This is a genomic window from Arthrobacter sp. 01T419 (genome assembly GCF_056398865.1).
In genome coordinates this window covers 675,037-688,549 of sequence record NZ_JBFTQF010000001.1, presented here as the reverse complement: position 1 = coordinate 688,549, position 13,513 = coordinate 675,037, and the positions used below count along the sequence as shown (strand labels likewise).

General features: G+C 61.7%; 11 protein-coding genes. 7 read left to right on the top strand and 4 right to left on the bottom strand.

What is annotated here, in order from left to right; genetic code table 11:
• Window positions 1-175: 175 nt before the first annotated feature.
• Both AC1DLO_RS03210 and AC1DLO_RS03205 read left to right on the top strand, forming a co-directional pair.
• Entirely contained in the window at window positions 176-1,396 is a 1,221-nt protein-coding gene (locus AC1DLO_RS03210; protein ID WP_059387460.1) for a pyridoxal phosphate-dependent aminotransferase, read from the top strand.
• Window positions 1,397-1,445: 49 nt separating this feature from the next.
• Window positions 1,446-2,300: a polyphosphate kinase 2 family protein gene (locus AC1DLO_RS03205; protein WP_476890799.1), complete on the top strand. Its 855-nt coding sequence runs from the start codon at window positions 1,446-1,448 to the stop codon at window positions 2,298-2,300.
• A gap of 61 nt (window positions 2,301-2,361) precedes the next feature.
• Here AC1DLO_RS03205 and AC1DLO_RS03200 read toward each other — a convergent pair whose 3' ends face one another.
• Complete coding sequence (locus AC1DLO_RS03200; protein WP_476890798.1) at window positions 2,362-2,604, bottom strand: exodeoxyribonuclease VII small subunit; 243 nt, start codon at window positions 2,602-2,604, stop codon at window positions 2,362-2,364.
• Window positions 2,605-2,607: 3 nt separating this feature from the next.
• Window positions 2,608-3,909, bottom strand: a complete 1,302-nt coding sequence (gene xseA / locus AC1DLO_RS03195) for an exodeoxyribonuclease VII large subunit (protein ID WP_184740630.1) — start codon at window positions 3,907-3,909, stop codon at window positions 2,608-2,610.
• A 260-nt stretch (window positions 3,910-4,169) separates the two neighbouring features.
• On the opposite strand from xseA, the gene AC1DLO_RS03190 reads away from it, so the two are divergent.
• A complete protein-coding gene (locus tag AC1DLO_RS03190) occupies window positions 4,170-5,048 on the top strand; it encodes a hypothetical protein (protein ID WP_476890797.1) in 879 nt (292 codons plus the stop codon).
• Window positions 5,045-6,130 carry a 4-hydroxy-3-methylbut-2-enyl diphosphate reductase gene (locus AC1DLO_RS03185; protein WP_476890796.1) on the top strand — a complete coding sequence of 362 codons (1,086 nt, stop codon included), beginning with the start codon at window positions 5,045-5,047 and terminating at the stop codon, window positions 6,128-6,130. Before AC1DLO_RS03190 ends, AC1DLO_RS03185 begins: the two co-directional genes overlap by 4 nt.
• Before the next feature lie 38 nt (window positions 6,131-6,168).
• Here AC1DLO_RS03185 and AC1DLO_RS03180 read toward each other — a convergent pair whose 3' ends face one another.
• A complete protein-coding gene (locus tag AC1DLO_RS03180; protein ID WP_476890795.1) occupies window positions 6,169-7,386 on the bottom strand; it encodes a DNA recombination protein RmuC in 1,218 nt (405 codons plus the stop codon).
• A 123-nt stretch (window positions 7,387-7,509) separates the two neighbouring features.
• Between AC1DLO_RS03180 and ychF the strand changes: the two genes are divergently transcribed.
• Window positions 7,510-8,595, top strand: a complete 1,086-nt coding sequence (ychF, locus tag AC1DLO_RS03175; protein ID WP_476890794.1) for a redox-regulated ATPase YchF — start codon at window positions 7,510-7,512, stop codon at window positions 8,593-8,595.
• 45 nt (window positions 8,596-8,640) lie between these two features.
• On the opposite strand, the gene AC1DLO_RS03170 is transcribed toward ychF, so the two are convergent.
• Window positions 8,641-9,420, bottom strand: a complete 780-nt coding sequence (locus tag AC1DLO_RS03170) for an alpha/beta fold hydrolase (RefSeq protein WP_476890793.1) — start codon at window positions 9,418-9,420, stop codon at window positions 8,641-8,643.
• An 84-nt stretch (window positions 9,421-9,504) separates the two neighbouring features.
• Between AC1DLO_RS03170 and AC1DLO_RS03165 the strand changes: the two genes are divergently transcribed.
• Both AC1DLO_RS03165 and AC1DLO_RS03160 read left to right on the top strand, forming a co-directional pair.
• Window positions 9,505-11,271, top strand: a complete 1,767-nt coding sequence (locus tag AC1DLO_RS03165; protein WP_476890792.1) for a GNAT family N-acetyltransferase — start codon at window positions 9,505-9,507, stop codon at window positions 11,269-11,271.
• Window positions 11,272-11,703: 432 nt separating this feature from the next.
• Window positions 11,704-13,479, top strand: coding sequence for an ABC transporter family substrate-binding protein (locus AC1DLO_RS03160; protein ID WP_476890791.1), 1,776 nt, complete (start codon window positions 11,704-11,706; stop codon window positions 13,477-13,479).
• The last annotated feature ends 34 nt before the right edge of the window (window positions 13,480-13,513 follow it).

The following is a 13,513-nucleotide window of genomic DNA, read 5'->3' as shown; positions in this document are numbered from 1 at the left end:
GCCACCTCCCCAAAACTCGCAAGCTCGATTGGGGCCCCTCGGTGGCGTGGGCCCAGGCGGCGGAGGCCCCTGCAAAGGACGACGGCGGCGGGGAACCCTTTGGGGGCCTCGCCGTTGTCGTGTATGTGAGTGACGTCTCAACTGAAGAACATCCCCGGTATGGCATATTTGATGGATGGCAGAATTCAAGCAGTCCACCAAGCTTCATAATGTCCTTTACGACATCCGTGGACCGATTCTTCAGGCCGCCCAGCAGATGGAGGCAGAGGGTCACCGCATCCTCAAACTGAATATCGGAAACCCGGCCCCTTTCGGATTTGAAGCGCCGGACGCGATTTTGGTGGACATGATCCGCCACCTGCCGCATGCCCAGGGATACAGCGATTCGCGCGGTATTTTCTCGGCCCGCACCGCCGTCTCGCAGTACTACCAGACCCGCGGTATCCAAAACATCCACGTTGACGACATCTACTTGGGCAACGGCGTGAGTGAGCTCATCACCATGTCGCTCATGGCCTTGCTGGAGGTGGGAGACGAGATCCTCATCCCCACTCCCGATTACCCACTCTGGACCGCTTCAGTGGCACTGGCCGGCGGCCGCCCTGTCCACTATCTGTGCGACGAAGAATCGGGCTGGCAGCCGGACCTTGAGGACATGGAATCAAAGATCACGCCTCAAACCAAGGGCATCGTGGTCATCAACCCCAATAACCCCACGGGTGCCGTGTACCCGGAGGAGACCCTCAAGAAGATCGTGGCTCTGGCCGAAAAGCATGGTCTGGTGGTTTTCGCTGATGAAATCTACGAGAAGATCCTCTACGAAGACGCTGTCCACGTGAATCTTGCCGGGCTCACCGGCGACGACGTGCTCTGCCTGACGTTCAGTGGATTGTCCAAGGCCTACCGGGTGTGTGGCTACCGTGCTGGCTGGATGGCCATCTCCGGCCCCAAGAAGGATGCCGCTGACTACCTCGAGGGCATCAACCTGCTGGCCAACATGCGCTTGTGCGCCAACGTACCGGCACAGCATGCCATCCAGACCGCTTTGGGGGGCCACCAGAGCATCAACGATCTCATCCTGCCCGGCGGCAGGCTCCTGGAGCAGCGGAACAAAGCCTACGATCTTCTGAACGCCATCCCCGGCGTCAGCACGCAGCAGGCCAGGGGTGCCCTCTATCTGTTCCCGAAGTTGGACCCCGAGGTCTATCACATCCGCGATGACGAGAAATTCGTCCTCGACCTGCTCAAGGAACAAAAGATCCTTGTCTCGCACGGCCGGGCTTTCAACTGGGTGCGTCCTGATCACTTCCGGATGGTGACGCTGCCAAACGTCAAGGACATTGAAGAAGCGATTGGCCGCATGGCGGACTTCCTCGGGCGGTACCAAGGCAACTAGCCTGTTGTGCATGCCGCGATGAATGCGGCCAGACCGGAGGGGAAGTCGAATGGCCGCCGTTGTGGGTTTCAAGCGCAGTCCGTCCAAGGAACTGAAAGCCGGGCCGGGCTTCTCGCTGTCCGGGGTGGATCCGGAATCGACGCCTGGCTACAGGGGGAAGAAATCCGATGGGGTCGCTTTGCTGGCGGCCCAAGACGACCGCTTGGACGAGCTCCAGGAGATGCTTTTTGCCGAGGGGAAGTTCGGTAACCCCAAACGGGTGCTGTTGATCCTCCAAGCCATGGACACTGCCGGCAAAGGCGGGATTGTTGAGCACGTCGTGGGATCGATGGATCCGCAGGGAGTCAAGGTTGCCCCTTTCAAGGCTCCGACGGATGAGGAAAAAGCCCACGACTTCCTCTGGCGGATCGAGAAGGCTTTGCCTACCCCTGGATTCGTGGGGGTTTTTGACCGCTCCCACTACGAGGACGTGCTGATTCACCGAGTGCACGGTTGGGCCGATGAGGCCGAACTGGAACGGCGTTACGCAGCAATCAACGAGTTCGAGGCACGACTCGCCGAGCAAGGCACTGCGATCGTCAAGGTCATGTTGAACATCAGCAGCGATGAACAGAAAGCGCGCTTGCTGGCGCGATTGGACGACCCTTCCAAGCACTGGAAGTACAACACGAGCGATCTCAAGGAACGTGCCCATTGGGATTCCTACATGAAGGCCTATCAGCTCGTCTTCGAGAAGACGTCAACCGAGGTGGCGCCATGGTATGTGGTTCCAGCGAACAAGAAGTGGTTTGCGAGGATCGCCGTCCAGGAGCTTCTCCTCGAGACACTCGCGAAGCTGGACCTGAGCTGGCCGAAGGCGGACTTTGACGTATCGGCTGAACGGGCGTTGGCCGTCGAATCCTAAGGTGCCGCCCAAGCCTCATCAACCTGCCTGATGCTCGGCGCGTGGCCGTCGCAAATCCTCGCTATTCCTCGCTCTTGCTCCGGGCCGCGGCAAGCCTCCTGCGGGCACCTTCCAACCACTCTTCACAGCGCTTGGCCAGCGCCTCGCCGCGTTCCCACAGCGCGAGTGATTCCTCAAGGCTTGCTCCGCCGGCTTCAAGGCGGCCGACAACGCCCATCAGCTGCTCGCGGGCTTCCTCGTAACTGAGGGCGTCCAGGTTCTCAGCTGAACCCTTGGCTTCGGGGGAGGTGTTCTCCGCTGTCATCTCTTAGTCCTCATTCTGCTGTTTTTTGCTTGGGTGTCCGGAAGTTCCGGAAGACACGGCTGAGAGACGGCCTTCCGCCAACCGCAGGGTCAGCTCGGTGCCGTCCGGGGCTTGGTCCGGGTTCCGGACGACATCGTGGCCGACGCCGTCCGCTCCGGTCACTTGGACCACCGCGTAACCGCGGTCCAGCGTTTTTTGCGGGGACAAGGCCCTTATCTGGGCGCGGAGGTGGTGCACCTGGTCAAGTGCGCGGACGACGGCGGCGCTCACCGCCGTGTGCGCGTGTTTCCGGAGTCGCTCGACGTCCTCTTCCCGCGCCGTGACCATTCCCTCGGGGGAAGCCAAAACAGGGCGTGACCGTAAAGCGTGGAGTCGATCGGTTTCGCGGTCCACCAGGCGGCCCACGCTACGGTGCAGTTGCTCTCGGGCCTGCCGGACCCTCGCCAATTCTTCAGCGACGTCCGGCACGATCCTCTTCGCGGCGTCGGTAGGCGTGGACGCCCGCAGATCGGCGACGTCATCCAAGATAGGGTGATCGGCCTCATGGCCAATTGCGCTGACCACGGGAGTAGCCGCAGCAGATACCGCCCGTACCAGTTCCTCGTTGCTGAAGGGGAGTAGATCCTCCAAAGCACCGCCGCCACGGGCGATCACGATCACATCCACATGGGGATCGCCGTCGAGCTCCCTGAGGGCGGCGAGGATCTGGGTGACTGCGGTAACGCCTTGGACAGCGACCTCGCGAATGGCGAATTCGACGGCGGGCCAGCGAAGGGCCGCGTTGCGCAGGACGTCTTTCTTGGCGTCCGAATCGCGGCCCGTGATGAGCCCGATCCGGTGGGGGAGTAAAGGCAGCCGCTTCTTCCGAGAGTCTGAGAACAACCCCTCTGCGGCGAGGGCCTGGCGTAGGCGCTCGATTCTTGCGAGGAGATCGCCAAGGCCCACCGGACGGATGTCTTTGATCGACATGTTGAGCCGGCCGGTCTTAAGCCAGAATTCGGGCTTCACCAATGCGACGACGCGTGAGCCACGCTCCAACGGCACCTTCTGGCGGTCCAGGACATTGGACCACAGCGATGCAGGCAAAGAAATTTCAGCGTCTGTGTCCCGCAACGTCACGAAAGCGCTGCCACCACGACGGTTGAGTTCGATGACTTGGCCTTCAATCCACGCCGCCGGAGCCCGTTCTATGTGCGTCTTGAGCTTGCGGGACAGCAGTTGCAATGGCCACGGATTGTCCGGGGTGGTCTCCGACGCGGTGGCGGGCAGTGTTGACTCTCCTTTGGGAGACTCCGCGGTTGGCAACGGCTGTGGCGTGGCGCCGGACACGGCATCATAGGACACGCGGGTAGCCTCCTGCTGGTGGCTTGTGCATGGTTCCGTCCTCGCTGGTACGTTGCTAAGGGCTGCCGGTAGCTCCGCAGCTATGAGTGCTACTGAAAAGTTTGCTGCCTCAAAGTTGGCGGCAGGCTTCCAACTCTATCCATACCTTGTAGCATGCATGACTGACATTTTCTGGTCGTCGCCCCGGCTGGAACTGCTGTACTCCAAACCTGAGGAATCCATTGCGCACGTTCGTCTCTGCAATCGCAGTGATCTTTGCCCTTCTGCTCACAGGAATCGCCGTCCCTATGGCGTGGACAGACGCCAACATCGTTCGTGAAGACGGTTTCGTGGGGCTCACGGCTTCGCTAGGGAAGGACCAAGCGTTTCAGTCGCGCCTGGCGGCCACCGCCGTCGCAAGCCTGGAATCCAAAATCAATCTACCGGCGCAGGTGGAGCAACTTGGCGCCACTTTCCTCAAAGATGCGACCACCGCGATGACCACGTGGCCCGAATACCCGCAAGCGTGGAATGAAACCGTACGCCGCAGCCACCAACTGAATTTCGCAGGCAACACCGGTCCCGGGAACCCGACCGCGGGGACGTCCTTGGTGCTCGACGTCGGGCCCCTGGCCAAGCTCGCCGCAGACCGGCTCCACGCGGCAACCGGCCTCCCCATTGCGACGCCGGACTCCACCCTGATCAACATCGGCGGCCCCGCCCAGCGCCAGCAGGTAGACGCCATCGGCGCGTACGCGCCGATGTGGTGGATTCCAGGCCTCGGCGCCGTCCTACTGTTTGTCCTGGGGCTGCTTGCCGCGAAACGCAGGGGCGTGCTTCTCTTGTTCACCGGACTGGGCCTGGCCGCAGTCGCGGCACTGTGGCAATTGGCTACGACGGTGCTGAAGGGCGCAGGCGATGCGGGCTTGGGCGGAACCGCCACAGGCGGTCTTTTCGCGCGGGAGTTGGTGGCGGCGTCGGTCGACAATTTCAACGGCTGGATCACCATCGCCTGGATTGCCGCGGGAGTGTTTGCGCTCCTCGGCCTGCTCGGTGCGATTTTCTCACCCAAAGCCAAGCCGAGCGTACGGGTGAACGCTGCCGGTAGCATGGAGGAATGACCAGCTCAGCAGTTTCCATTCCGATGCCCACTGTCCCGCGTAGGCGCCGGACGCCGGAAGAGGTGCTGGCCGCCGCCCCGGTGTCGGCCCCCAAGCGGGTCCTGCTCGCGGCTCCTCGCGGATACTGTGCAGGAGTCGATCGCGCAGTCATCGCGGTGGAGAAAGCGCTGGAACACTATGGCCCGCCCGTCTACGTGCGTAAGCAGATCGTGCACAACGTTCATGTCGTCACCTCCCTGGAGGAGAAGGGTGCCATCTTCGTCGATGAGACAGATGAGGTGCCCGAAGGAGCACTGGTGATCTTCTCCGCCCACGGAGTGTCCCCGGCCGTTGTTCAGTCGGCCGAGGACCGCGGCCTGCGTACCATCGATGCCACGTGCCCCCTTGTCACGAAAGTGCACCGCGAAGCCGTCCGTTTCGCCAAGGAAGACTACGACATTCTCCTCATCGGCCATGACGGCCACGAGGAAGTGGAAGGCACGGCCGGTGAAGCTCCGGACCACATCCAGATCATCAACGGTCCGCACGAAGTGGACAAGGTCACCGTGCGCAATCCGGAGAAGACCATCTGGCTTTCACAGACCACCCTGAGCGTGGACGAGACCATGGAGACGGTCCGGATGCTCAAGGAACGGTTCCCCACGCTGCAGGATCCGCCCAGCGACGACATTTGCTACGCCACCACCAACCGCCAAGTGGCCATCAAGAAGATTGCACCGCAGGCGGACCTGGTGATCGTGGTGGGGTCCGCGAATTCCTCCAACTCCGTGCGGCTCGTCGAAGTGGCACTTGAATACGGGGCCAAGGCCTCCTACCGGGTCGATTTCGCGAACGAGGTTGACGAACGCTGGTTCGAGGGCGTTGCCACCGTTGGCGTGACTTCGGGCGCTTCCGTACCCGAAGTCCTGGTCCAGGACGTTCTCCGCTTGCTTGCCGATTATGGCTATGGTGCAGTTGAAGAGGTGGTGACAGCGGAGGAAGACTTGCTGTTCTCCCTGCCGAAGGAACTGCGTGCCACCCTCAAAGAGGCCGGAGACGTCACACGCGCCCTGGGCGGGCGCGGGAACCGCCCAACGTCGTAGGCGGTGCCCGGCGGTCCCAGGCTGGTTTCAGCCCGGTCTCAGGCTGCGGATTCTCCTTCGATCAGTTCGGGCGCAGCCAAAGTGCGTGGCACTGCTTCCACAGCGGGCGGTGACACCAAGCCGTCGGTGTCCATGGCATTGAGTTTCCTGGCCGTGGGCAGTACGCGAGCCTCCAGCGTTCCGACAAGTGCGTTGTAGCGATCTACCGAGGTCTTCAAAGACGAACCTAGCTTGCCCACGTTGTCACCCAGGGTGCCCATGCGTTCGTACAGCTGCCGGGCGAGCTCGAAGAGTTCGCGGGCGTTGTCCGTCAAAACGTCCTGCCGCCACGTGAAGGCAACGGACTTGAGAACAGCCAGCAAGGTACCGGGGGATGCCAGGACCACGTTCCGGGAGAGGGCATGGTCCAAAAGTGCCGGGTCAGCTTCCAGGGCCGCAGCGAGGATCGATTCTGCCGGGAGGAAACAGATCACGAGCTCCGGCGAGTTGCCGGGGATGTCCCAGTACTTCTTGGAGCCCAAGGCATCCACATGCGACTTGAGGGCCTTTGCATGAGCCAGCAGCAATGCGTCTGTGCTATTGCCGGGCGATTGCATGCCGCTCTCTGCCACGTGCCTGATGTTGCCCTGTTCTTGGGCTGCAAGGTAAGACCCGAGCGGCACTTTGGCGTCGACTACCAGTTGCTTTCCGCCGGGCAACTGGACAACGAGGTCAGGCCGGACGGCGTTGTCCACGGAAGCGGAGTGCACCTGCTCGTGAAAATCGACGTGCCGCAACATGCCCGCGGCTTCCACCACCCGGCGCAGCTGGACTTCCCCCCACTGCCCCCTCGCACTGTTGGACCGCAGCGCGGAGGCCAGGGCGTGGGTGGAACGCAGCAGCTGCTCATCCGACAAACGGGCTTCCTGGAGCTGCTGGGCAAGCTGGCCGTACTGTTCCAAACGGTCCCGTTCCAGAAGCGAGACCTGTTGCTGGACGGCCGTCAGCTTCTCGGCAACGGGGGCAAGGGCACGCAACACACTGCTGTCCTGGTTCCTGGACTCGTTCAGTTCGCGGTTCTGCGACGACAGAAGGCGCCGCTCGGCGTCGGCGGCTGCAAACTGGGCGTTCACCGCGGCAAGCCGCTCCGAGACGGCGTCGAAATCTTCTTCCAGGGCGACGTTCCGGCGCTGAAACAGGAGGAAGCCAGCCACCACCCCTGCGGCGGCACCGAGAAGAAGCATGAACAAAGCGAGTATTACTGCAAGACCATCCATGTCTCCAACCTTGGCATAGGGGTAGGACAATATAGCGAAGCCGGGTCACGGCGTCCGGCCATCGGGGTCCGAGGTTCTTCCCGCAAAGCGGACAAGGGTCCTCAGCGGGTAGAATCAATGCTCGTGGCTCTTACTATTGGCATCGTCGGACTGCCCAACGTCGGCAAATCAACCCTTTTCAACGCATTGACCCGCAACCAGGTGCTGGCCGCGAACTACCCGTTCGCCACCATCGAGCCAAATGTCGGCGTCGTCAACCTGCCGGACCCGCGCCTGCAGAAGTTGGCCGAGGTCTTCGGATCGCAGCGGCTCCTGCCCGCCGTCGTCTCTTTCGTTGACATCGCGGGAATCGTCAAAGGCGCCTCCGAAGGCGAAGGCCTGGGCAACAAGTTCCTTGCAAACATCCGCGAGGCAGAAGCCATCGCCCAAGTCATCCGCGTCTTCGATGACCCGGACGTCGTCCACGTCGACGGCAAGGTTGACCCCCGCTCCGACATTGAGACGATCAACACCGAATTGATCCTGGCCGATCTCCAGACGATCGAAAAGGCCATCCCCCGGATCGAAAAAGAAGTCAAGATCAAGAAGCGCGAAGCCGCTGAACTGGCAGCAATTTTGGCCGCCCAGGCCGTGTTGGAACGTGGCGACACGATTTTCTCCTCGGTCACGAGCGACAAGCTGGAGATGGAGCACCTCAAGGAGCTCAGCCTCCTCACGGCCAAGCCCTTCATTTACGTGTTCAACGCCGACGAAGGAATCCTCGGCAGCCCGGAAAAGCAGGAAGAACTCCGTGCCATGGTGGCGCCGGCAGACAGCATTTTCCTCGACGCCAAGCTCGAATCGGATCTCGTTGAACTCGACGAAGAAGAAGCCCGCGAAATGCTCGAGATGAACGGCCAGGACGAATCCGGCCTCGACCAGCTGGCACGCGTCGGTTTCCACACGCTCGGACTGCAGACCTACCTCACTGCCGGTCCCAAGGAAGCTCGTGCCTGGACCATCCACCGAGGCGACACCGCGCCCCAGGCTGCAGGAGTCATCCACACGGATTTCCAGCGCGGATTCATCAAGGCCGAAGTTGTCTCCTTCGATGACCTCATCGACGCCGGATCCATGGCCGAGGCCAAGTCCCGCGGCAAGGTCCGTATTGAAGGCAAGGAATACGTCATGGCCGACGGCGACGTGGTGGAGTTCCGCTTCAACGTGTAGTCGCGTTCTGCTTCAATGTGAGCAAGTAGTCGAGCGAATTGTCGCTTAGCCCCGACGGGCGACATCTCGGCTCAGAATATTGGGCCAGGCTTCGACATCTCCTGGGGTGCGGGCGACCGTCAGCGTTGCTTGCGGGAGTAGTCCGGCAAGGGATTCAGCGGTTGACAACGGGTGTCCGGGATCATCGACCCACGCCAAGATTGTCGTCGGTACGTCGATTCGCGCTACGGCCTCCGGAGCAGGCAGATCGCTGAGTGCCGCGCCTCGAAACAACGACGGCAAGAGGGCGTCGGCGACGTCGGGCACCGTCTCCGGTGCACCAATTGTGGCTGGCGGCGGTGTTGCTCCACGCGTGGTGGCGAGGAATGCCTCGACACCAGCAGACTCGATGAGGGCCGCGGCAACTCGGTAGTTTGCACTCTGTGCAGCCCGGGTTTCCCACGCGGTGGGTGGCACCATAAGCGTGAGCCCGGTAAAGCGGTCTGGCTCGCGGGAAGCGGCGTGCAAAAGTGTGCCGGTACCCATCGAGGGGCCAACTCCGTGGACACGTTCGCCTGGGAACCAGTGATCGAGCAGTCGGAGGAGGTCGTCGGCAAGGCTTTGCCATTGATAGTCCTCGGGGACCTTCCGCCCCGTCGACCGGCCATGGCCGCGCGCGTCGTACCGCAGCAGTCGAGTTCCATTAAGCCCTCGACCGAGGTCGAGGTTGAGCACCCGATCGCGCGCGCGGCTTGAGGTAAGGCCATGCAGTTGGACAACTGGGTGTCCACCTTCGTCGCTCAAAGCAACCGCAAGCTCGGCTCCGGGAACCTCGAAAGTGGGCATCAGGCTCCTCGTTTCGTGACTGACGGCGTCACCCTGAGCGGCCGCGTTGAGCATTCAGGTTATCTGGGGCGATAGGATACTGCCATGCGGCTGACCAACGTCACGCACCTGCGCCTACCGTTCGGACGACTTTGGGGCTACGACGTCAGTGTCTCTGCGTCCGACCGGCGTCTTCCGGTGTCCTTTGACCAGCGGCTCCATGTGGGGGCAGGTGACCGCCCGGGCTCGTGGATGGCATTGTCTTTTCGGCTGCCTACACCAACTCGTCGTGAGTCAATTGCCGATGCCTGGCTGGCTGTCGTCGCCCGTCATGGCACACTGCGAACGGCATTCGTGCCCGGTCCGGATGGGGATCCGGAGCTTCACGAAATTGACATTAGTCCGGGAACCTGGGTGGAGCATCAGATAGCTCCGGGTCAGGCCGTCAATGACGCGGTGCGGGACATTCTCGATGCCGCATGTTCGCCATACCAACAGCCCTCACACCGGCTGTGCGTATTGGAGACTGCTGCTGGACTCGCCGTCGTGATTGCGGCCGACCATGCTCACGTCGATATGTGGTCGATGCTGGTGATCGCCCGCGACCTGCTGTCGGCGCTCGAGGCCGGGAAAGCAGGCCGTGAAGCGTTGCCCGGGCGAGCGCCGGCATTTGTTGAACACACGCAGGCACTGCTGGATCGGCAGGCGGCGCCGGACCATGTGCGTCACCGATGGGAAGACATCATCCGGGACAGTGGCGGCGTTATGCCGCAATTCCCGCTGCCCCTGGGTGCGCCCGATCCGCAGCGCGAGCGTGTCGAAGTGCGTGACGTGTTCGATCTCGACGACGGTGCCGCATTTGCCGCGCAGGCCCGCAGCGAGGGTGTCTCGACGCTCGCACTCGCTGTTGTTGCCATGACTGCGGTGACCCGCGAGTTGGCGGGCACCCCGCTGCGAGCCGTTTTTCCCGTGCACAGCCGCTTCGACGACAACTGGCATGACTCAGTCGGCTGGTTCATTACCAATTCGGTACTTGAGTCGGCGGTCGCCGAGCCGCTCGCTGCGGCGGCCGCGGTAAAAGAGGCAGTGCACCTTGGCTCCTGGCCGCTCGCGGACGTACTGGCTCCATGGGGCGGCATGCCCGTGGCAGCCGGCATGTTCGCGATCTCCTGGCTGGACCTGCGCAGACTGCCGGTTCGAATCGACTCCGCCGGACTCGACGCCCATTATGTGAGCGCGACAATCGACACCGACGGCGTCATGCTTTGGTTCATCCTGGACGAGTCCGGTCTGCATTTGAGATGCCGTTATCCCGACACCGTTGAGGCTCGAGCCAACGTCGGCGGATGGCTCGATCTGCTGGTCGCTCGTTTGCAGGCAGATGCGCGATCCTCGGTTCGAGGACTGCTGAGGGTTGCGGGACGGACCTTTAGGCTGGAACGGGCGAGCCGCGATGATGTTGAGGCGATCGCCGCGCTGCTGTCTGATGATCAGTTCGGTCCCGATCGGGAGTGCGTTGAGCTCGAACGATACGAGGCTGCCTACAACGTGGTTGTTCGCGACCGTTCCAACTATCTCGGGGTGGTCCGCAATGGTGCCGATCGCGTCGTTGCCACGATGCAGTTGACCGTCATTCCGGGGCTTTCCCGGGGTGGTTCTTCCCGACTGCAGATCGAAGGTCTGCGGGTTGCGGCAGCGGAACGTTCGCATGGTTTGGGCACCGCGATGCTTGAGTGGGCACACGATTTTGGGCGTGCGCGTGGGGCCCAACTGGCACAGGTGACCACGGACGGAGCACGGGAACGGGCTCGAGCCTTCTACACGCGACTTGGATATCGGACTGCCCACGTCGGGCTGAAACGGCGCATATAGGCACCCGCACTTCACGTGCTGGATTGGATCGGATTTCGTGGCGGAAGCGCGTAACCCGCCTTATCGGCCTGAGGCGGTGTCGGTAAGCGGCCGACGCTGTCATGCGCATTAGGGCTGGAATGTGGTGGAGTTCCGCTTCAACGTGTCGTGCGCTGCCATCTTCAGTGATGGAGAATTAACTGACATAAGCCCCGGTTCGCCGTGAATCGGGGCTTCTGTCATGTCGGCCGGGTCACGGAACCACTTGGACGTCCTTCAATGATTGCATCTCGATAACAAACTTTACTGGCGGGAAACTTTGGTGCCAAACATCCGTTCCGGGCGCTAGGCTACTGCTCATGTGAGACGAGCCACAAGCCTGCTGAGGGGGTTGTGGCAGTCTGCCGGAGTCAACAGCGCCGGCTTTTTCCACTCAAAAAAATAGGAGGCGGAATGCGTTTCGGACGTACTTCCAAAGCAGTGGGTATCGCGGCAATCGCCGCAATCGCACTGAGCGCCTGCGCCGGCAATTCCGGCGGCAACACCCCGTCCACCGGAACGGCCAAGCAAGGTGGCACGGCCACCGTAGTCGAGGTCAACGCTTTCAACACGTTCAATCCCAACACCGCCGATGGCAACACTGACATCAACTCCAAGGTCAGCTACGCCACGCACTCGGGCTTTTACTACATCGACAACAAGCTGAACGTCGTCCACAACGACAAATTCGGCAAGATGGAAAAGGTCTCGGACAATCCGCTGACTGTGAAGTACACCATCAACGATGGTGTTAAGTGGTCCGACGGCACGCCCGTTTCGGCAGCAGACCTCCTTCTCCAGTGGGCGGCGTTCTCCGGCTACTACGACGACGCGGACGCAAAGGCCAAGACCGGCACGTCGTACTTCTCTTATGCTGGAGACAACACAGGCCTCAGCCTGACGGATTTCCCGGAGATCAGTAACAACAACAAGACCCTGACGCTCAAGTACTCCAAGCCCTTCTCCGACTGGGAGATCGTGCTGGGTGGCCCGGGCATTGACGTTCCCGCCCACGTCCTGGCCCAGAAGGCCGGACTGAAGGACACCCAGGCCCTGATTGACTTCTTCAAGAGCAAGCCGCGCGGAGATGCCAAGGCACCCAAGCCCACGGACACGAAGCTGAAGGCAATGTCGGACATGTGGAACACCGGCTTCGACACGAAGACGCTTCCCGCAGACCCGACCCTGTTCCTCTCAAACGGTCCCTACATCGTCAAGAGTATGAACCAGGACCAGTCCCTCACCATGGTTCGGAACAAGGACTACAACTGGGGGCCGACACCGAGCCTTGACGAAATCACGGTCCGCTACATCGGTTCGGCACCGGCTCAGGTCCAGGCACTCAAGAACGGCGAGGCGGACATCATTGCCCCGCAGGCTTCCGCTGACACTCTCGACCAGCTGAAGGCACTCTCCAGCCAGGGCGTTACCGTTGACCAGGGCAACCAGCTGGCCTTCGACCACTTGGACCTCAACTTCTCGGGACCGCTGGCCGACCAGAACGTGCGCCAGGCCTTCATGAAGACCGTGCCCCGCAAGGACATCGTCAACAAGATCATTGGCAAGCTTGACCCGAACGCCAAGCCGCTTGACTCGCAGATCTTCGTTCCGCAGCAGGCTGCTTACGCGGATTCCGCCAAGAACAACGGTTCCTCGGCCTACCAGGACGTTGACATTGACGGGGCCAAGAAGCTCCTCAACGGTGCCACTCCGGAAATCCGCATCATGTACAACAAGGACAACCCCAACCGTGTTGACGCCTTCTCGCTGATCCGGGAATCGGCTACCAAGGCCGGCTTCAAGATCGTCGACGGCGGCCTGGGCAAGTCCGACTGGGGCAAGGCGCTGGGCAAGGGCGGCTACGATGCCACCATCTTCGGCTGGATCAACCCGGGCGTTGGTGTCTCCGGCGTTCCGCAGATCTTCAAGACCGGCGGCGGCAACAACTTCAACCAGTTCAGCAACGCTGACGCGGACAAGTTGATGGAAGAGCTCGTGGTCACCACTGACCGCAGCAAGCAGGATGACCTTGAGAAGCAGATCGACAAGAAGATCTGGGACTCCGCATACGGTGTGCCGCTCTTCCAGTCAGTGAACGTGGACGCTTACAGCGACCGCATCACGGGCGTGAAGCTCATGCCGAACCAGACTGGTGTTTGGTGGAACTTCTGGGAGTGGGCTCAGAAGTAAGGCCAAACTCAGCGAGCAATATCGCCAGCCGAGG